This window comes from Roseovarius faecimaris (genome assembly GCF_009762325.1).
Taxonomy (GTDB): domain Bacteria; phylum Pseudomonadota; class Alphaproteobacteria; order Rhodobacterales; family Rhodobacteraceae; genus Roseovarius; species Roseovarius faecimaris.
This window is the reverse complement of sequence record NZ_CP034348.1, coordinates 3,662,905-3,682,691: the sequence shown is the minus strand read 5'-3', so window position 1 is coordinate 3,682,691 and position 19,787 is coordinate 3,662,905. Positions and strand designations below refer to the sequence as shown.

Sequence of the window (19,787 nt, the reverse complement as noted above, 5' to 3'; positions counted from 1 at the left end):
ATCAGTTTTTCATACTGTCCCAGAAGCTTTTGACCGAGGAGAAGAAGCTTTTGCTTTCGGGGTTGTTGTCCTCGGACAGTTCCTCGAATTCCCGCAGCAGCTCTTTTTGCTTCGAGGTCAGGTTCACCGGGGTTTCCACCGCCAGTTCGATGAACATATCCCCCGCCGCGCCGCCACGCAGGGCGGGCATACCCTTGCCGCGCAGGCGCATCTGGCGTCCGGACTGGCTCCCCGAGGGGATCTTTACCCGGCTGCGGCCGCCATCGATCGTGGGCACTTCGATATCGCCGCCAAGCGCGGCCGTGGCCATCGACACCGGCACGCGGCAGAAAAGGTTGGTCTCTTCACGCTCAAAAAGCTCGTGCTGCGCCACATCGATAAAGATGTAGAGATCGCCCGGAGGTCCGCCGCGCATTCCGGCCTCGCCTTCGCCGGCCAGGCGGATCCGCGTGCCTGTTTCGACACCCGCAGGGATATTAACACTCAGTGAGCGGTCTTTCTCCACCCGGCCCTGGCCGTGGCAGGTTTTGCAGGGGTTCGAAATGATCTGACCCAGACCCGAACAGGTGGGGCAGGTGCGTTCGACCGTGAAGAATCCCTGCTGCGCGCGGACTTTCCCCATGCCGGAACAGGTGGGACAGGTGGACGGTTCAGCGCCGCCTTCCGCCCCGGAGCCGCTGCAAGAGCTGCAGGAGACCGATGTCGGCACATTGATTGTCTTTTGCAGGCCGCTGAACGCCTCTTCCAGAGTGACGCGCAGGTTATAGCGCAGGTCTGCACCGCGCGCTGCGCGCTGTCGCCCGCCCTGACCGCCGCGCCCGCCCATGAAGTCGCCAAAGAGGTCGTCGAACACGTCCGAGAACGCGCTGGCAAAGTCGCCTTGGTTGCCGAAGCCGCCACCGGGACGCCCGCCGCCGCCGCCCATCCCGCCGTCGAATGCAGCATGGCCGAACCGGTCATAAGCAGCTTTCTTCTCGGGGTCTTTCAGGACGTCATACGCTTCGCCCGCTTCCTTGAACTGGGTTTCGGCGTTGGGGTTATCCTTGTTGCGGTCGGGGTGAAGCTCTTTCGCCTTGCTGCGGTAGGCCTTCTTGATCTCTTCGGCCGACGCTCCCTTGGAGAGCCCGAGCACGTCGTAATAATCACGTTTGGCCATCGAGGTCCTCCTCACTCGGAACGGTCTGGGCCGACCCGGTCACCGGACCGGCCCATGTCGTTCCTGGCTCGCGTCAGGCGCGCTTGTCGTCGTCGAGGTCTTCGAAATCGGCGTCGACGATATCGTCGTCACCGTCTTTCGCAGCCTCGTCAGCGGCCATCGGCTCGTCCTCGGCCTCTTCGGCCTGGGCCTTGTAGATCGCCTCGCCCAGCTTCATCGCTGCCTCGGTCACGTTCTGGATGCCCGACTTGATCTTGTCGGCGGACGCGTCGTCCTTCTCCAGATCGTCCTTGAGCGCAGCAATGGCCAGTTCGATGGCTTCGATGGTGGTCGGGTCAACCTTGTCACCATGTTCTTCCATCGACTTCTCGGTCGAGTTGATCAGGCTTTCGGCCTGGTTCCGGGCTTCAACCAGCTCGCGGCGTTCCTTATCGGCTTCGGCGTTCTCTTCGGCGTCCTTGATCATCTTTTCGATGTCGTCGTCGCTGAGGCCACCCGAGGCCTGGATCGTGATCTTCTGTTCCTTGCCAGTGCCCTTGTCCTTGGCGCTGACCGACACGATGCCGTTGGCGTCGATGTCAAAGGTCACTTCGATCTGCGGCATGCCGCGCGGGGCGGGCGGGATGTTCTCCAGATTGAACTGGCCAAGCATCTTGTTGTCCGCCGCCATTTCACGCTCGCCCTGGAAGACGCGGATCGTCACGGCGCTCTGGTTGTCCTCGGCGGTCGAGAAGATCTGGCTCTTGTTGGTCGGGATCGTCGTGTTGCGGTCGATCAGGCGGGTGAACACGCCACCCAGCGTTTCGATCCCGAGCGACAGCGGCGTCACGTCGAGCAGAACAACATCTTTCACGTCGCCTTGCAGAACACCGGCCTGAATGGCGGCACCCATGGCGACCACTTCGTCAGGGTTCACCCCCTTGTGCGGCTCCTTGCCGAAGAACTTGGTCACTTCCTCGACCACTTTCGGCATCCGGGTCATACCACCGACAAGCACGATCTCGTCAATCTCGCTGGCCGACAGGCCCGCATCTTTCAGAGCGGCCTGGCACGGCTTGATCGAGGCCTTGATCAGGTCCCCCACAAGGCTTTCCAGCTTGGCGCGGGTCAGTTTCATGACCATGTGCAGCGGCTGACCGTCCGAGCCCATCGAGATGAAGGGCTGGTTGATTTCGGTCTGCGAGGCGCTCGACAGTTCGATCTTGGCCTTCTCGGCGGCTTCCTTGAGCCGTTGCAGCGCCATCTTGTCTTTGGTCAGATCGACGCCGTTTTCCTTTTTGAACTCATCGGCGAGGTAGGAGACGATGCGCATGTCGAAGTCTTCACCGCCAAGGAACGTGTCGCCGTTGGTCGATTTCACTTCGAACAGGCCATCGTCGATCTCAAGGATGGTCACGTCGAACGTACCGCCACCAAGGTCATAGACCGCGATGGTGTGGGTGTCTTCCTTGTCCAGGCCATAGGCCAGCGCGGCAGCGGTCGGTTCGTTGATGATCCGCAGCACTTCGAGGCCGGCAATCTTGCCCGCGTCCTTGGTGGCCTGACGCTGGGCGTCGTTGAAATAGGCAGGAACGGTGATGACGGCTTGCGTCACGTCTTCGCCAAGATAGCTCTCGGCGGTTTCCTTCATCTTGCCCAGGATGAAGGCGGAAATCTGGGAGGGGCTGTATTTTTCGCCCTTGGCTTCCACCCATGCGTCGCCATTGCCGCCGTCGATGACGTTGAACGGCATGTTCTTCTTGTCCTTGGCAAGATCCGCGTCGTCCGCACGACGACCGATCAGGCGCTTAACGCCGAAGATCGTGTTGGAGGGGTTGGTCACTGCCTGGCGCTTGGCCGGCTGGCCAACGAGGCGTTCGTCATCCGTGAACGCGACGATGGAGGGGGTGGTACGTGCGCCTTCGCTGTTTTCGATGACGCGGGGCTGGCTGCCATCCATGATGGCGACGCAGCTGTTGGTGGTTCCGAGGTCAATACCAATGACTTTGGCCATGTTTTCGATCCCTTCTACTTAAGGCGATATGACAGAGGCCCGACCCGTTTCGGCATCAGGGCCCCGATGGTTGCACGTCGGCGGGTAGCATCCGCTCAACGCTTCCCGGCGTATATAGGCAGGCGAAACTGGCCCTGCAAGCGCCGGGATAGAGGCTATTCTTGTATTTTTGGCTAAAATGAGCGGCAGAGACACGAAAGGCGTACGATTCCATGACCACCCCCACCCTGACGATCCGAGGGTTCAAGATTTTCAAGGGCCTGCTGAATGCGGCGGCGCAGGTGGACATGCTGACCGAACTGCGCGAGGTGGCGCGCGCCGCGCCTCCGTTTTCACCACAGACGCCCTATGGCAAACCGATGTCGGTGCGCATGACATCAGCGGGCAAATACGGCTGGTATTCGGACCGCTCGGGCTATCGCTATGTCCCGCACCACCCGGACGGACAGGCGTGGCCCCCGATTCCCGAAGTGGTGATGCGCATCTGGCGCGATCTGGTCAGCAAGGAGCGCGGACCGGATTGCTGCCTGATCAACTTTTACGGTGAGGGTGCGCGGATGGGGATGCATCAGGATCGCGACGAGGCGGATTTCGGCTGGCCGGTCCTGTCGCTCTCATTGGGGGATGACGGGCTGTTTCGCATTGGCAACCCGACACGCGGGGGCAAGACGGAAAGCCTCTGGCTCAGTTCCGGCGATGCGGTTGTCATGGGGGGCGAGGCGCGGCTGACCTATCACGGCGTGGACCGGATCCGGTTTGGCTCTTCGCCGCTTCTGCCGAAGGGCGGGCGGATCAATCTGACGCTGCGTGTCGTCGACTGATCCGCCTTTCGGGGTCAGGCGCCAGTGTCAAACCCATCATAGAATGCGCCGGACAGGTTCAGCTGATCCATAACAAACAGATCGGGCGGTGCGGCAGGGGTCGGAACCGGCGCTGGCGGTGCCAAGGATGGAATTGTCAGCCCCGGCAGGTTCACCAGGAAATCAAGCAACGGCATCTGTGGCGCCGGGGTGAAGTCAAACACATCCTGCAAAAGGCTGACAAGGCTTGGACCTTGAGAAGGCCCTTGCGGAAACAGCGGTGCCCAGGACGGGGTATCGGGCAAGCCCGGCTGCGCCACTAGACTGGGCGGTGTGTAGAGCGGCGGCGCCGGTTCGGTGACGATGACCGGCGGCTGCATCACCGGTGGGATCGGGATCGGATTTACCGGTTGCGCAACCGGTGGTGTTGGCGTGGCCGGCGGCTCTGATGGAGGTGCGACAGGGGCCGGTGTCGGCGGGGTGACCGGGTCTGGTGTGGCGTCGGTTGTTCCGAAATTCTGCGTGACCATGACGCTGTCAAACCGGCCAAAATCACCGCGTTCAATCCCGATTCCGATCTCTTCGAAATCGGGGTTCAGGATATTGGCGCGATGGCCTGGGCTGTTCATCAGGCTTTCGTGCAGGTCGCGCACGTCGTCTTCGAGGCCGGGGTCGCCGCGCTCGGATTGCCAGGCGATGTTTTCGCCCCAGGTCCAGTTGCCTTCAAGCTCATAGCCTGCCTGCTGAATCCGGTCGCCGGCCGATGAACCGCCTTGCCCGGTATGCGAGAAGACATCCGTGGCCAGCATCCAGCTGCTGTGGTCTTCGCTGGCCTCGTTCAGATCACCGTTGAACCGCAAGGGTGGGGCGCCGACGGCGGCGCGCTCTTCGTTGATCAGCTCCAGCATGAGCTGTTCAAGGGCGTTGGGTTGTGACATATCTCTTCCTTTCCTGCGGGGCCGCCGGGTGGGCTTAGGCAGGGCAAGGCACGCGCGCAATCACGGGCGAAAACATGCCGCAAAACGCGCGGGGTTCTGCGAGATTGGCGGGTGTGTATCGGCGGATTTTGGATGCGGCCCGCCAGGTCAGGGACGCGACCTGTGCGGGGCTGATCGCCAAACGATCAGCGCGGCGCGACAGAGCAGCACCCGGCAAGAAGGCGCGTGCCGGCATCGTCACGCAGGAACAGGTTGATATCCAGCCCATAGCTCTGATCCGACATTCCGTCCGAGCAGGTCCGGCGTTCCAGAACCGCATGGACGGCGCCGTCTTGCTGTTCCGAGATCAGCGCAAAGCGATCCGTGCGGCCATCGGCGCGGCGCGCCGTCACCCCGGAGAAGCTGATCTCGGTGCCGTCCTGGCTGCGGAACGCCGCGGTGGCAGCGGCGTCGATGTCGAGACGCCAGAACGGTTCCGTTCCGAAACAGGTCATCGGGCGCGGCAGGCCTGTGCTTTCGTCCATTTGTTGGCGCGCGAGGTATCGCAGGGCAACCCAGCCGCTTTGCTCATCGACATTCACCCGACCCCACTTGCCGGTGGCATCCAATGCGGTCACCTCGATATGCTTTTCCCCAGGCGCGAAAGAGCCAAGCCGCTGGGCCGATCCGTCCGGTTCCGCCCGGATGTTGAGCACGTCACCCTTAGCCACGTCCACCACCGCATAGAGCGCGGGCAGCGACAGGGATTGCGCCATGACCGTGGCAGGCCAGGCGATAAGAAGACCTGCCAGCAGGGCGGCTCTCATCGGCGCGCGCTCCAGCTGCTGGAGGCGAATTGCCTTGTGTAGAACTCACCCATCAGCCCGATCATGACAAAGACCAAGGAGAGGTAGAGGGTGTATTCCCAGTTTGAGTTGCGCGGGAAGTAGTTGACGAAGACGAATCCGCGGTTCTGGTCGATGGTGTGAAACAGCGGATGCCAGTTGAACATCGCAATCATGAATCCCGGCAGTGTGTTGGCGACAAACATCTTGCCCGAGCAGATCATGCTGGCGCGCTGATACACCGTGGTGAAGAGGTTAACAAAACCCGGGAACCAGGGCTTGATAGACAAAAGGACAAGCCCGATCGAGATACCCGAGGCCCAGCTGAGAAGAAACATGCCATAGGCTGAAATCGGCTGGTCGATTGTGATCGGATTGAAGCCGACATGATAAATGAAGAGGATGACGAATAGCGTGAGGGTCTGAATGTAAAGCGTGCTGAGCGCGGCGGCACAGATGCCGATAATCGTGTTCATTGGGGCGTGCAGCATCATCGGAGAAACCGGCCCCTCTGCCCCGACAACGGCGCCCAATGCCTTGGTATGGGTCAGAAACAGAAAAATACCCGACATGATGTAGAGCAAAAAATCACCCCGCAGGGCGGCGGACCGCAGTCCGAGGATGATGAACATTACATAGAAAGCCACCACGAACATGATGGCGACCATCATGTTGGAAAACAACGCGATATAGGCATTGCCATGCGCTTTGCGCACATCCCGCACCGCGGCGTGATAGATCAGCTCGCCCGTCGCGGCGATCGACTGAAGCGTCGATTTGGGTTGGACATTCTGGAACATGGCGCTGCTTTGCTGTCTGCCTTGGCTTTGTGGCACGGAATTCTTGCTGTCCCGTTAGCGCCGTATCATAAGGGGACAATGCAATCGGATCAACAGATGCGTGCCCGTCAGGAGCACGCCGTTAAGGAGCAGGGTTTTGGACTACGACAAATTGATCACCGTGATGCGCCGTCTCGCGCTGGACGCAGGCGACAGGATCATGGAGATTTATGGGGCCGATGATTTCGACGTGAAGGTGAAATCCGACGACAGCCCGGTGACCGAAGCCGACGAGGCAGCCGATGCGATTATCTCGGCCGGTTTGCGCACGGCTTTCCCGGATGTGGCGCTTGTGACCGAGGAACAGGCAACGTCCCATAGCGAAAGGGCCGATACCTTTCTGATCGTCGATCCGCTGGATGGCACCAAGGAGTTCATCCATCGGCGCGGCGATTTCACCGTGAATATCGCCTATGTCGAAAGCGGTGTACCGACGCGCGGCGTGGTCTATGCGCCGGCCAAGGGGCGGATGTTCTTTACTCAGGCGGATGGCACATCGGTCGAAGAGGAGGGCCCGTTCGAGCGCGATACGCTTGGCGCTTTGCGCCCGATCCATGTCTCGAAGCCCGACAATGGCGCGCTTATGGTGGTTGCCTCCAAGTCGCACCGGGATCAGGCAACGGATGACTACATAAACAAATATGCTGTGAAGGATATGAAGAGCGCGGGGTCCTCGCTCAAGTTCTGTCTGATCGCCACCGGTGAGGCCGATCTCTATCCCCGCGTGGGCCGGACGATGGAATGGGACACCGCCGCAGGCCATGCTGTCCTGAACGGTGCAGGCGGCAAGGTGGTGCGGTTTGATGATCATACCCCGCTGATGTACGGCAAGGATGGTTATGCCAACCCGTTCTTCATCGCCTATTCCCCTGATGTTGCGCTGAAGTCGGCCTGATGTCTGTGCTGATCGTCATTCCCGCGCGGTATGCCTCGACCCGCTATCCGGGCAAGCCCCTTGTTTCGCTCACCGGCGCGACCGGAAAGGCAAAAAGCCTGATTCAACGGTCCTGGGAAGCGGCGCAGATGGTGAAGGGTGTGGACCGGGTTGTGGTGGCAACGGATGATGACCGGATCAGAACCGCCTCTGAAGCGTTTGGCGCCGAGGTGGTGATGACGTCGTCTGAATGCGCCAATGGCACCGAACGCTGTGCCGAAGCGCTGGAGCATCTGGGCGGTGCCTTCGATATCGTCGTCAACCTGCAGGGCGATGCGCCGCTGACGCCCGCCTGGTTTGTCGAGGATCTGGTGCGCGACCTGATGGTGGACCCGAGCGCGGATATCGCCACGCCTGTGCTGCGCTGCGATGGCAAAGCGTTGAACGGGTTTCTCGAGGACCGTTCGCAGGGCCGTGTCGGTGGCACGACTGCGGTATTCGATGCCAACCGGCATGGGCTTTACTTCTCCAAGGAGGTCATCCCCTACACCGGCAAACGCTATGCAGATGAAGACGCCACGCCGGTGTTTCACCATGTCGGGGTTTATGCTTATCGCCCCGAGGCGCTGACCACCTACAAGACTTGGTCAGCGGGCCCGCTGGAGCGTCTTGAAGGGCTGGAACAGCTCCGTTTCTTGGAGCAGGGACGCACGATCCTGTGCACCGAAGTAGAGGCACGGGGCCGCCAGTTCTGGGAGTTGAACAACCCCGAGGATGTGCCGCGGATCGAAGCGATGATGGCCGAAATGTCGATGCCGTGAGCGGCTGTTGCCTGACACGGCCTTTCGCCGCTTTGAATTTTTGTTTCAAAAGTGGCGCTGATTGACAAAATTTGGCTGTTTTTCCCGCTTATGATTATGCAAACCGAAAGGTATCTGTGTAGTGTAAACAAAAAAGAAAGTGTCGAGGAGCAGGTGATGAGAAACAAGGTTACGAAGGCGATTTTTCCCGTCGCGGGACTTGGCACGCGGTTTTTGCCGGCGACCAAATCCGTACCGAAGGAAATCATGACCCTGGTGGACCGCCCGCTCGTGCAATATGCGATTGACGAAGCGCGTGCTGCGGGGATCAAGGAATTCATCTTTATCACCTCGCGCGGCAAGGGCGCGTTGGAAGATTACTTCGACAATGCTCCGCAGCTTGAGCAGGAGCTGCGCCGCAAAGGCAAGGACAAGCTTCTTGAGGTCCTCAAATCCACCAACATGGACAGTGGCGAAATTGCTTATATGCGCCAGCACAAGCCGCTTGGACTGGGCCATGCGGTATGGTGTGCGCGGCGGTTGATCGCGAACGAGCCGTTTGCCGTGATCCTGCCCGATGACGTGATTGCCGCCGACAAGCCCTGCCTTGCCCAGATGGTCGAAGCCTTCGAGGAAAATCCCGGCAACATGGTCGCGGCCATGGAAGTCCCGGATGATCAGACCTCGTCCTATGGTATCCTCGATATCAAGGATGACATGGGCGCGCTGGTTTCCACCAAAGGGATGGTCGAAAAGCCAAAAGCGGGCACCGCGCCGTCGAACCTTGCTGTCATCGGCCGGTATATTCTTACGCCCACCGTGCTGCAGCAGCTGAACAAGAAAAAGGCCGGCGCGGGTGGTGAAATCCAGCTGACCGACGCCATCGCCGATGCGCGCGAGGCGGGGGAAGAGGTCTATGGCTTCCGGTTCAATGGTCGGCGGTTCGATTGCGGGTCCAAGGCGGGCTTCCTGCAGGCGACCGTGGCGTTCGCACTGGAACGCGAAGAGCTGCGCGACGAGCTCTGGGGTTATCTCAACGATATCGTGCATGCCGACAAAGCCGCTCAGTAAGCGGGCGGGACGGATCAGATGACGACGGTTTTGGTGACAGGCGGTGCCGGGTATATCGGCAGTCATGCCTGCAAGATGCTGGCGCGTGAGGGCTATACGCCCGTCACCTATGACAGTCTGGTCACCGGCTGGCAGGACGCGGTGAAATTCGGCCCGTTCGAGAAGGGCGACCTTTGCGACCGCGCGCGGCTTGACGAGGTGTTCGCCACCTATCAGCCAACGGCGGTGATGCATTTCGCGGCGCTCAGCCAGGTGGGCGAGAGTATGAACCACCCTGCACGCTACTGGCGCAACAACGTCGAAGGATCGCTGACCCTGCTCCAAGCGGCGGTGGGCGGCGGGACGCAGAACATCGTTTTCTCGTCGACCTGCGCCACCTATGGCGATCAGGACAATGTGGTGCTTGACGAGGACTGCCCGCAACACCCGATCAACGCCTACGGCTCGTCCAAACGCGCCATCGAGGATATGCTGCGCGATTTCGAGGTCGCCCACGGTCTGCGGCATGTGATCTTCCGCTATTTCAACGTGGCAGGGTGCGATCCTGAGGCGGAGGTGGGCGAGTTCCACCAGCCCGAGACGCATCTTATCCCGCTGGTGCTGGATGCTATCGCGGGCAAGCGCGACGCGCTGACCATCTTTGGTACGGATTACGACACGCCCGACGGCACCTGCATTCGTGACTACGTGCATGTGATGGACCTTGTGGAGGCGCATATTAAAGGGCTCAAATGGCTGGAGCAGGGGAAGGAAAGCCGGGTATTCAACCTTGGCACCGGAACCGGCTTTTCGGTGCGCGAGGTGATCGAACAGGCCCACGCGGTGACCAACCGCGAGGTGCCGGTGATCGAGGGCCCGCGCAGACCCGGCGACTGCACCAAGCTGGTCTCGGGGTCGACCCGCGCCGAGGAAGAGCTGGGCTGGGCGCCCGGACGCTCGAAGATGCGGCAAATGATCGAGGATGCCTGGCGTTGGCACCAGTCGGGACATTACGAGAAATAGGACAGACGGAGCGGAGGCGGTAAGGCACGGGCACATATGGACAGGCTAAAGCAACTGTCACTGGCCTATCGCTTGCGGTGGAAGCGCCGCAGGCTGCTCTTCCGCTCGTTCCGCAAACGCCGTCAGCTTCGCCCGGTCATTGACCGCACCGCGCAGATCGGACCGGATGACATTCTCGTTTTCTCGACCATGCGCAATGAAATGGTGCGCCTGCCGCATTTCCTGGCGCATCACCGCGCCCTGGGGGTCGATCACTTCCTGATTGTGGAGAATGACAGTGACGATGGCACCCGGGACTACCTGGCCAGACAGCCCGATGTCTCGCTCTGGACAACGCCCGCCAGTTACAAGCTCTCGCGCTTCGGGGTCGATTGGCTGACCTGGCTTCAACACCGCCATGCGCATGGGCATTGGTGCCTGACGGTGGATGCGGATGAAATCCTGATTTACCCGCATCATGACACGCGACCCCTTCGCGCGCTGACCGAATGGCTCGACCGGCATGACCGTCGTTCCTTCGGTGCGCTGATGCTGGATATGTATCCCAAAGGGCCGCTCAACGCGCAGGTCTATGAGGCAGGAGACGACCCGTTTGACATTCTCGCCTGGTTCGACGGCGGCAATTACATGATCCAGAAAAAGCCCGATCTGGAAAACCTGTGGATCCAGGGGGGCGTGCGGGCGCGTGTCTTCTTTGCCGACCGCCCGCGCCGGGCGCCCACGATGAGCAAAACGCCTCTGGTCAAGTGGCACAGGGGCTACGCATATGTCAGCTCATCTCATTCGATCCTGCCGCGCAAGCTCAACCATGTTTATGACGAGGCGGGGGGAGAGCGGACCTCGGGCATTCTTCTACATACAAAGTTCCTGCACACGATCGTCGAACGTTCGGCGGAGGAAAAGCACCGGGCCGAGCATTTTGCCAATTCAGACCTGTACGATACGTATTATGACAGCCTCACCCGGAACCCGGATCTTTGGTGTGAAAAATCCACCAGGCTGATCAGCTGGCGGCAGCTTGAAGCAATGGGGCTGATGTCGAAGGGAAACTGGATATGACGCCCGTAACCCCCGGAAAAAGCGCAATTGTTCACGAAATGGAAACAATTGACCTCGAAAAATGTTTAATTAAGTGTCAGAGACTAAAGTGCGGTCGCGGTCCTTGCACGCGCGTTTCAGGAGTTGATGGGTGAAGCTCTGGCAGTCATATCGTATGCGGCTTCGCCGGAAGCGCGCGAAAATACGTGCCTGGCGCAAGCATTTTTCGCTGCGTTCTGTTGTCGATCAGACAGAGCAGATCAAACCTGGCGATATCCTGCTGTTTTCGACTTTGCGCGATGAGTATGTGCGCCTGCCGTACTTCCTGAAATACTACCGCGAGCTGGGCGTCTCGCATTTCCTGATCGTGGATAATGGCAGTACGGATGGGGGGGCGGAGTATCTGGCGGAACAGCCGGATGTCTCTCTCTGGTCCACAACGGCGAGCTACAGGCGCGCGCGTTTCGGGGTGGATTGGCTGAACTGGCTTCAGCAAAAATACGGCCACGGGCACTGGACACTGGTGGTCGATCCGGATGAGCTTTTTGTTTATCCGTTCTGTGATACACGGCCCATTCGTGCGCTCACCGATTGGCTCGATGTGAGCCAGGTGAAAAGCTTTGGTGCGATGTTGCTCGATATGTATCCCAAGGGCCGGATCGACGCGGTGCCTTATCGGCCCGGGCAGAATCCGATTGAGATAGCCGCGTGGTTCGATCCGGGCAATTACCAGATCACCAAGAATTACAAGTTCGGCAACCTTTGGATCCAGGGCGGGCCGCGGGCGCGGGTGTTCTTCCCGACGCAGCCCAAGAAGGCTCCGGCGCTCAACAAGATCCCGCTGGTCAAGTGGCACCGAAACTATGCCTATGAAAGCTCAACCCATATGTTGCTGCCGCGCGGGCTGAACCTGACCTACGACGAATGGGGCGGGGAAAAGGCCAGCGGCGTGTTGCTGCATGCCAAGTTCCTCGACACGTTCACCGCCAAGGCCCAGGAAGAGCTGACGCGCAAACAACATTATTCCGGCAGCATCGAATACAAGGCCTACGCGGAAAAATTCGAAGACACTCCAGACCTTTGGTGCAAATGGTCGGAAAAATATATAAACTGGCGGCAATTAGAAATCCTCGGGCTGATGTCAAAGGGGAACTGGGCGTGAGAGAAGGGCGGTAAGCAGTGAGTGTCGGGATCATCATGCTGGTGCATACGGCCTTTGGCCGGGCCGAGCAGATTGCCCGTCATTGGGCCGCGTCGGGGTGTCCGATCGTGATTCATGCAGACAAATCGGTCCCGCGTCAGACCTATGCGAAGTTCCGAAATGCTCTCTCGGATCTGCCGGATGTGCGCTTTGCCAAAAGGCACCGCTGCGAGTGGGGCACTTGGGGGCTGGTCGCGGCCACACAGGAAGCCAGCCAGATCATGCTGGCCGAGTTTCCGCAGGTGCGGCATGTGTATCTGTCGTCCGGCTCTTGCCTGCCGCTTCGGCCCGTGCAGGAGTTGATCGACTATCTCGAAGAGCGCCCGCATACGGACTTCATCGAAAGCGCCACGACGGCGGATGTGCCCTGGACGATGGGCGGTCTGGATCAGGAGCGGTTCACCCTGCGTTTCCCGTTTTCCTGGCGCAAGAACCGCTACCTCTTTGACCGCTATGTCGCGTTGCAACGGCTGGTACGTTACAAACGGCGCATCCCCAACGGGATTGTCCCGCATATGGGCAGCCAATGGTGGTGCCTTACCCGACAGACCCTTTCGGCAATCCTCGAAGACCCGGAACGCCCCACCTATGACCGCTATTTCCGGCGTGTCTGGATCCCGGATGAGAGCTATTTCCAAACGCTCGCGCGGCTCTATTCGCGTCAGATCGAAAGCCGTTCACTGACCCTGTCCAAGTTCGACTATCAGGGCAAGCCGCACATCTTCTATGATGATCACCTACAGCTTCTGCGGCGGTCCGACTGCTTTGTCGCGCGCAAGATCTGGCCCTTTGCGAACAAGCTCTATGACGCCTTTCTTACCGATGCCTCGGGTGCGATGAAACGGACAGAGCCGAACCCGGGCAAAATCGACCGTATATTCGCCAAGGCGGTGGAGCGGCGCACGCGGGGGCGGCCCGGCCTTCTGATGCAAAGCCGTTTTCCGGTTGAGGGGCGCGAGAACGGGCTGACTTGCGCGCCCTACTCCGTGTTCGAAGGGTTCTCGGATCTGTTTGAGAACTTCGAAAGCTGGCTGGCCAAGACCACTCGCACGCGGGTGCATGGGCATATTTTTGCTCCAGACAGGGCCGAGTTTTCCGACGGGCAGGAGGTGATGAACGGCGCGCTGAGCGACAGTGCGGAACTGCGCGACTACAACCCGCGCGCCTTCCTGACCAATCTGATCTGGAACACCCGCGGTGAACGGCAATGCTTTCAGTTCGGCCCGCGGGATGTGCAGGATATCGAATGGGATATCGCCAAGGATCATAATGCGCAGATCTCGGTGATCTCAGGGGCCTGGGCGGTGCCGCTCTTCAAATCCAACCGCAACTTCTCGGATATCCGGCAGGAGGCGGCGCTGTTGCAGCAGATCGAAAGCGAGCATCTGAAGACGCTGCGCTCGCCCTGGACGAAGGCGCGGGTGCGTATCTGGACCATGGCGGAGTTTGTCGAGGCCCCGATGGAGCCGCTGCAGACGATCATCGACGAGATTGGTCAGCAGAGCCTTCGCGGGCTGGCAGAGGTGCCGAAAATGGCCGATCTGACCGGCTTTGGCCAGTTCCTGCAAAACCTCAAGAACCAGGGCATGCACCCCTATCTTATGGGTGATTTCCCGGTATCTCACACGCAAGGCGGGTTGTCGCAGAATTCACCCAAGCCCTATCTTGTGCGGTGATCGGATATGTCCCGGCCTTTTGACTATTTTGTCGTATTCGCCGAGATGCGCACCGGCTCCAACTTTCTGGAGGCCAACCTGAATGCGTTTGACGGCTTCACCTGTCATGGTGAGGCGTTCAACCCGCATTTCATCGGCTATCCCAACAGCACGGAAATTCTCGGTGTCACCCAGGCGACACGCGACGGAGACCCGGCTCGGCTCATTAATACGATCAAGGAGTATTCCAACGGTCTAGGCGGTTTCCGGTTCTTTCATGACCATGATCCGCGCGTTCTGGATATCGTGCTGGATGATCCGCGATGCGCCAAGATCATCCTCACCCGCAACCCGGCCGAAAGCTATGTGAGCTGGAAGATTGCGCAAGCGACGGGCCAGTGGAAGCTGACCAATGTGAAGCGCCGAAAGGACAGCAAGGTCAGCTTTGACGGCGTGGAATTCGAGCGGCATATCACCCGCCTGCAGGAATTCCAGGTGATGCTATTGAACCGGCTTCAGACAAGCGGGCAGACGGCGTTTTATGTGGCCTATGAAGACCTGCAATCGCTGGAGGTGATGAACGGGCTGGCGCGCTTCCTGGGCTCTGGCGAGCGGCTGGAGGCGCTGGATTCCTCTCTGAAAAAGCAAAACCCCTCGTCCCTTCAGGACAAGGTGGCCAATTTCGAGGATATGCAGACAGCCCTTGCCGGGGTCGATACGTTCAACCTGACGCGCACGCCCAATTTCGAACCGCGGCGCGGGCCCGGCGTGCCGGGCTTTGTGACCGGGGCGCATGCGCCGCTGCTGTACATGCCGGTGCGCGCGGGCCCCGAGCCAGAAGTGGTGCGCTGGATGGCCGCGCTTGACGAGGTGCCGCCCAAGACGCTTACCGTGAAGCATAATCAGAAAAGCCTGCGCCAATGGAAGCGCGCCAAGAAGGGGCATCGCAGTTTCACGGTGATCCGGCATCCGGTGGCCCGGGCGCATGCGGCGTTCTGCACCAAGATTCTCAATCGTGGTCCGGGCACCTTTACCGAGATCCGCAAGACCCTTCGCAATTTCTACAAGGTGCCGCTGCCGGGCCGCCCCGAGGATGACTATGACCGGATGGCGCATCGTGCCGCGTTCGTAGGATTTCTGGAATTCCTGCGGGCCAATCTGGCAGGGCAGACGGGCATTCGTGTCGATGCACATTGGGCCACGCAAGCGGCCGTGATCCAGGGGATGTCGATCTTTGCGCTGCCCGATCTGATCGTGCGCGAGGATGAGATGCATCAGGTCCTGCCACAGCTTGCCGGGCAGGTGGGTTATGCGCGTGCGGCGGCCCCGGATCAGGCGGCGCCGGACAAGCCAATTGCGCTTTCTGAGATTTACGATGACGAGATCGAAACCATCGTCAGCGAGGTCTATCAGCGCGATTACATGATGTTTGGATTCAGGCCCTGGGGCTGATCGCTCAGGCCGCCTGAACCGAGTCCGCTTCGGTCAGAATGGTATAGAGCGTGGACGGGTCGGCATTGGCCCGCAGCTTGCTGCAAACGGATTTATCCCGCAGCGTGCGCGAGACAAGCGCCAGCGCCTTCAGGTGCTCCACGCCCGCGTCATGCGGGGCAAACAGGGCAAAGGCGAGGTCCACGGGCTGACGGTCCACCGCGTCGAAGTCAATCGGGCTTTCCATGAGTACGAGCGCGCCGACCACGTCGTTCAACCCGTCCAGCCGCGCATGTGGCAAAGCAACACCATGACCAACGCCGGTGGGGCCGAGGCTCTCGCGTTCCTGGAGTGCCTCGACCGCTTTACTTTGCGACAGACCATAGACGGATTCCACGACCCCCCCCAGCTCGTGAAACAGACGTTTCTTGCTGGAGGCCGCCGAAAGCACGCGGACGGCCTCGGGCTTGAGGATCGTCGTCATATCCATTGGTCTACTGCTCCGCAAGCGACGGGTGCGCCGCCGCCTCTAGTCTCAGGGGTCAATCCAGCCGATATTGCCATCATCCCGGCGATATACGACGTTCAGCCCTTCCTTCCCTTCCTTTCGGAAGACCAGCACCGGCGCGCCCGCAAGCTCCATCTGCATAACCGCCTCTCCGACTGTCAGGGATGGGATCTTGGTCTCCATCTCCGCGACAATCATCGGTTGCAGGCTCTCGGGCTCCGATTCCTGATCATCCGTCTCAGAGGCGAGGATATACGAGGACGCGCCCATAAGTTCAACCGGTTCAGCGCGGTCTCTGTGATGGTCTTTCAGGCGGCGCTTGTAGCGGCGCAGCTGCTTTTCGATCTTGTCGCAGCATTTATCAAAAGATTCATAGATTTCATGAGCATGCGCTTTGGCCTGGGTGGTCAGGCCGGTGGACAGGTGCACAATGATTTCACAGACGAACTCGTTGGCGCTTTTGGAAAAAATTACGTGCGCGTCGGTTGGGCGCTCCGCGTATTTCTGTACAGCGCTGCCCAGGTCCTGCTTGACATGCGTCTGCAAAGCTTCACCGATATCGATCTGTTTTCCACTGATTTGATAGCGCATTTCGTCTCCTTCAATTGGGTCTTCAGGCGTGGGTCATGGTGCTGGCGCGCCAGTGATCCTTCAGGCCTGAATGAGGAAAGATGACCTGTCGCTGGTTTGCCCTTGCCCAGTCCCGGACGAGGCGGGCGTATGGAGCAGAGGCGCAATTGTGCAACATGTCATACCCCAATTGACGCGCTTTCCGAGGCTGTTGTCAATGATGATCGGTGTTCAGCGCACCATTTCGCAGCGCTTCGTGAACGATCCTTTAAGAGATACGAAAATTGTCGCCCAGATAGACCCGGCGCACGTTCTCGTTCTCGACCACATCGCTGGGCGATCCCGACATCAGAACCTGACCGTCATGCAGGATATAGGCCCGGTCAACGATCTCCAGCGTCTCGCGTACATTGTGATCGGTGATCAGCACACCGATGCCGCGCTTTTTAAGGTCAGCCACGAGGTGCCGGATATCGCCGACCGAGATCGGGTCGACCCCGGCAAAGGGTTCATCGAGCAGCAAGTAACGCGGATTGGCCGCAAGGCAGCGGGCGATTTCGACCCGGCGACGCTCCCCGCCGGACAGGGCCAGGGCCGGAGCCCGGCGCAAATGCTCGATCGAGAAATCCGAGAGCAGCTCTTCGAGCCGCTCGCGCCGTTTATGGCGATTCGGATAAGAGATATCGAGAATCGCGAGGATATTGTCCTCGACCGACATGCCCCGGAAGATCGACATCTCCTGCGGCAGATACCCGATGCCCATCTTTGCACGGCGATACATCGGCAGGTTGGTCACCTCGCGCCCGTCAATCAGAACATGCCCGCCCTCGGGATAGATCAGCCCGGCAATGGCGTAAAAGGTCGTGGTCTTGCCACAGCCATTCGGGCCGAGCAGGGCCACTACCTCGCCTTGCTGGGTTTCCAGCGAAACATCGCGGATCACCACGCGCTTGTTATAGCTCTTGCGCAGGTTCTTGACTTGCAGGCCGGTGTTTTCATGCGCGATATGCAGTTCGGGCCTGGCCATCACTGCCCGCCTTCCGGCTGCAATACGGTTTTCACCCGTCCACTCATCCGCGCGGTGCCGGCTTGGGTGTCGACAAACATACGGTCCGCCGTGAGCGCATTGACGCCCTGGACCAGCAGAACATTGCCCTGCATCTCGATCATGCCTGTCTCAATGTCATACTTGGCGCGTGTCGCCTCTGCGGCATCATCGCCGCTGACCAGAGTGACCCCACCGGACGCTTCCAGCCGTTTGATCCCCGACTGATCGGCAAGATAGACCACCAGAACGCGCGGCGCCGACAGACGCATCGCACCCTGCCCGATCAGCACATTTCCGGTGAACACGGCCGTGTTGTCGTTCTGGTTGACCGAGAGATTGTCGGCCGTCACCTCCACCGGGGCGTCGGCGTCCTGCTGCGTGTTGCCAAAGGCGATTTGCGCACCCTGCGCCCAGCCTATCGCGGGCAGGCTCATCAAGCAGAGCAAAAGGGCGAATGTCTTGAGGCTGTGCACGTAATCAGTCCTTGGAACCATTGGGCTTGTATATCAGTTTCACCCCATCGGTGAACACCAATTCTGCGATGCCGGTCTCTTCGTTCGAGACCAGTCGCATTTTCCCCGCAGTGATCTCGCCCGGAGGGCCCGAGCCTTCGACCGGCCCCGGGGTCTCGGCGTGCAGGTAATCATAGCGCGCGTCGATCCTGTCGGTGTGGATCAGATAGCCATTGGAGGTTGTGACCGTCACATTGCCGTCCAGAGAAGCGGTGAAGTTGCTCTGATGCATATCGGCATGCTCGGAGGTGATATCAACGATCGTCCCTTCGGTCAGGCGGAATCGCGCCATGACAGTATCGGCGATCAGGCGCTCGGGGTTGCTCAGATCGGGACGCGCGCGTTCGGCCTGAAACATCACCTCGTCACCACCGCCGGTGACCCCGGCAAAGGATGGGTTGGTCACACCCTGCTCATGGGCGCGTTGTTCGAGGTCGATTTCGTCAACGATCACCTGCTGTGTCGGGTCCACCGTGCGGGATATGAGGAAAAGCGTGGACAACAACCCGAGCGCGGCCAGCGGCAACAGGATTTTCATCCAGGCGATGACCCGCGAATAGAGATCGCCGTCGAGTTGCATCAGTGGGCAAAGATGTCGATCTCGGGCCAGCCGACAAGGTCGAGCCTTGCCCGCGTCGGCAGGAAATCGAAGCAGGCTTGCGCCAGCTCGGTGCGGCCCTCGCGGGCAAGCCGGGCATCCAGCTCTTCGCGAAGACGGTGCAGATAGAGAACATCGGATGCGGCATAGTCAAGCTGTGCCTCCGTCAGTTCTGCCGCACCCCAGTCAGAGCTTTGCTGCTGTTTGGAGATGTCCACGCCAAGCAGTTCTTGCAGGAGATACTTTAGTCCGTGACGATCCGTATAGGTCCGTACCAGCTTGCTGGCGATCTTAGTGCAATAAACCGGGGCGGTCAGCGCGCCAAAGGCGTTCAGCATCGCGGCGATGTCAAACCGGCCAAAGTGAAATAGCTTGAGCACGTCCGGATCTTCCAACATGGCCGTGAGGTTGGGCGCGTTTGTCTGGCCCTGCTCGATCTGCACCAGATGCGCATCGCCATCCCCCCCAGACATCTGCACAACACAGAGCCGGTCGCGGTGGGGATTGAGCCCCATCGTCTCGCAGTCAATGGCCACCACCGGTCCGAGCGTCAGGCCATCCGGCAGATCGCGTTTGTAGAAATGGTTTGCCATCGTTCTTTTCCTCAGGAGCGCACCGTCCTGCGCTGTTACATAGGAGATACATCGGAGAGTTGCATCCCGGTCGGTTCAAATTGTCTGATACTCGGAAAGAGGGGGCGGCGCCACAGCTTTGCCCGCGCTTTGAACGGTGGCCAGGGTGGCTGAGTGATGCGCGTTCTGCCCGGCAGGAAAGGCGCGGTGTCGGTGAAGCTGCGGGTTTCACCGACACCGACTTTGTCAGCCGATGCCATCTGAGTTGTTGCCGGGCACATAAAACCGCACCGGCCGCAGCCCTGACAGCCTTCGTGACACCAAGTGTGAGCGGCCGTGTCGTGCCTCTCATCCGCT

Annotated in this window: 20 protein-coding genes; 9 read left to right on the top strand and 11 right to left on the bottom strand. The window is 60.0% G+C overall.

Annotated features, from left to right (window positions below; genetic code table 11):
• Position 1: 1 nt before the first annotated feature.
• Both dnaJ and dnaK read right to left on the bottom strand, forming a co-directional pair.
• On the bottom strand, positions 2-1,156 hold the full coding sequence (gene dnaJ, locus EI983_RS18320) for a molecular chaperone DnaJ (protein ID WP_157708774.1): 1,155 nt from the start codon (positions 1,154-1,156) through the stop codon (positions 2-4).
• A 73-nt stretch (positions 1,157-1,229) separates the two neighbouring features.
• On the bottom strand, positions 1,230-3,149 hold the full coding sequence (gene dnaK / locus EI983_RS18315; RefSeq protein WP_157708773.1) for a molecular chaperone DnaK: 1,920 nt from the start codon (positions 3,147-3,149) through the stop codon (positions 1,230-1,232).
• A 212-nt stretch (positions 3,150-3,361) separates the two neighbouring features.
• Between dnaK and EI983_RS18310 the strand changes: the two genes are divergently transcribed.
• A complete protein-coding gene (locus tag EI983_RS18310) occupies positions 3,362-3,970 on the top strand; it encodes an alpha-ketoglutarate-dependent dioxygenase AlkB family protein (protein WP_157708772.1) in 609 nt (202 codons plus the stop codon).
• Positions 3,971-3,984: 14 nt separating this feature from the next.
• Here EI983_RS18310 and EI983_RS19285 read toward each other — a convergent pair whose 3' ends face one another.
• The 3 genes from EI983_RS19285 to EI983_RS18295 form a co-directional block, all read right to left on the bottom strand.
• Positions 3,985-4,887: a CAP domain-containing protein gene (locus tag EI983_RS19285; RefSeq protein WP_198389342.1), complete on the bottom strand. Its 903-nt coding sequence runs from the start codon at positions 4,885-4,887 to the stop codon at positions 3,985-3,987.
• 185 nt (positions 4,888-5,072) lie between these two features.
• A complete protein-coding gene (locus EI983_RS18300; RefSeq protein WP_157708771.1) occupies positions 5,073-5,693 on the bottom strand; it encodes an SH3 domain-containing protein in 621 nt (206 codons plus the stop codon).
• The gene (locus tag EI983_RS18295) at positions 5,690-6,511 is read right to left on the bottom strand and encodes an ABC transporter permease (protein ID WP_157708770.1); all 822 of its coding nucleotides are present in this window, start codon (positions 6,509-6,511) and stop codon (positions 5,690-5,692) included. The genes EI983_RS18300 and EI983_RS18295 overlap by 4 nt, the downstream gene beginning before the upstream one ends.
• Before the next feature lie 136 nt (positions 6,512-6,647).
• Here EI983_RS18295 and cysQ point away from each other — a divergent pair, with 136 nt between their 5' ends.
• The 8 genes from cysQ to EI983_RS18255 all read left to right on the top strand — a co-directional run bounded on the left by cysQ (position 6,648) and on the right by EI983_RS18255 (position 15,643).
• Positions 6,648-7,445: a 3'(2'),5'-bisphosphate nucleotidase CysQ gene (gene cysQ / locus EI983_RS18290; protein ID WP_157708769.1), complete on the top strand. Its 798-nt coding sequence runs from the start codon at positions 6,648-6,650 to the stop codon at positions 7,443-7,445.
• Complete coding sequence (locus tag EI983_RS18285) at positions 7,445-8,245, top strand: 3-deoxy-manno-octulosonate cytidylyltransferase (RefSeq protein ID WP_157708768.1); 801 nt, start codon at positions 7,445-7,447, stop codon at positions 8,243-8,245. The genes cysQ and EI983_RS18285 overlap by 1 nt, the downstream gene beginning before the upstream one ends.
• 156 nt (positions 8,246-8,401) lie before the next feature.
• On the top strand, positions 8,402-9,295 hold the full coding sequence (locus EI983_RS18280) for a UTP--glucose-1-phosphate uridylyltransferase (RefSeq protein ID WP_157708767.1): 894 nt from the start codon (positions 8,402-8,404) through the stop codon (positions 9,293-9,295).
• Between the two features lie 18 nt (positions 9,296-9,313).
• Positions 9,314-10,297, top strand: a complete 984-nt coding sequence (galE, locus tag EI983_RS18275) for a UDP-glucose 4-epimerase GalE (protein ID WP_157708766.1) — start codon at positions 9,314-9,316, stop codon at positions 10,295-10,297.
• 36 nt (positions 10,298-10,333) lie between these two features.
• On the top strand, positions 10,334-11,356 hold the full coding sequence (locus EI983_RS18270; protein ID WP_157708765.1) for a glycosyltransferase family 2 protein: 1,023 nt from the start codon (positions 10,334-10,336) through the stop codon (positions 11,354-11,356).
• Positions 11,357-11,510: 154 nt separating this feature from the next.
• A complete protein-coding gene (locus EI983_RS18265) occupies positions 11,511-12,497 on the top strand; it encodes a glycosyltransferase family 2 protein (RefSeq protein WP_157709157.1) in 987 nt (328 codons plus the stop codon).
• Positions 12,498-12,514: 17 nt separating this feature from the next.
• Positions 12,515-14,212 (top strand): DUF5927 domain-containing protein, encoded by a 1,698-nt coding sequence (locus EI983_RS18260; protein ID WP_157708764.1) that lies wholly within the window; start codon positions 12,515-12,517, stop codon positions 14,210-14,212.
• A 6-nt stretch (positions 14,213-14,218) separates the two neighbouring features.
• Positions 14,219-15,643 (top strand): sulfotransferase family 2 domain-containing protein, encoded by a 1,425-nt coding sequence (locus EI983_RS18255; RefSeq protein WP_157708763.1) that lies wholly within the window; start codon positions 14,219-14,221, stop codon positions 15,641-15,643.
• A 4-nt stretch (positions 15,644-15,647) separates the two neighbouring features.
• On the opposite strand, the gene EI983_RS18250 is transcribed toward EI983_RS18255, so the two are convergent.
• The 6 genes from EI983_RS18250 to EI983_RS18225 all read right to left on the bottom strand — a co-directional run bounded on the left by EI983_RS18250 (position 15,648) and on the right by EI983_RS18225 (position 19,451).
• Positions 15,648-16,112 (bottom strand): PTS sugar transporter subunit IIA, encoded by a 465-nt coding sequence (locus EI983_RS18250; protein ID WP_157708762.1) that lies wholly within the window; start codon positions 16,110-16,112, stop codon positions 15,648-15,650.
• Positions 16,113-16,157: 45 nt separating this feature from the next.
• Positions 16,158-16,721 (bottom strand): ribosome hibernation-promoting factor, HPF/YfiA family, encoded by a 564-nt coding sequence (gene hpf / locus EI983_RS18245; protein ID WP_157708761.1) that lies wholly within the window; start codon positions 16,719-16,721, stop codon positions 16,158-16,160.
• A gap of 247 nt (positions 16,722-16,968) precedes the next feature.
• Positions 16,969-17,727, bottom strand: a complete 759-nt coding sequence (lptB, locus tag EI983_RS18240) for an LPS export ABC transporter ATP-binding protein (RefSeq protein WP_157708760.1) — start codon at positions 17,725-17,727, stop codon at positions 16,969-16,971.
• Positions 17,727-18,182 (bottom strand): lipopolysaccharide transport periplasmic protein LptA, encoded by a 456-nt coding sequence (lptA, locus tag EI983_RS18235; RefSeq protein ID WP_157709156.1) that lies wholly within the window; start codon positions 18,180-18,182, stop codon positions 17,727-17,729. The genes lptB and lptA overlap by 1 nt, the downstream gene beginning before the upstream one ends.
• A gap of 43 nt (positions 18,183-18,225) precedes the next feature.
• Positions 18,226-18,840, bottom strand: coding sequence for an LPS export ABC transporter periplasmic protein LptC (gene lptC / locus EI983_RS18230; protein ID WP_157708759.1), 615 nt, complete (start codon positions 18,838-18,840; stop codon positions 18,226-18,228).
• The gene (locus EI983_RS18225; protein ID WP_157708758.1) at positions 18,840-19,451 is read right to left on the bottom strand and encodes a ribonuclease D; all 612 of its coding nucleotides are present in this window, start codon (positions 19,449-19,451) and stop codon (positions 18,840-18,842) included. The genes lptC and EI983_RS18225 overlap by 1 nt, the downstream gene beginning before the upstream one ends.
• Positions 19,452-19,787: the final 336 nt, after the last annotated feature.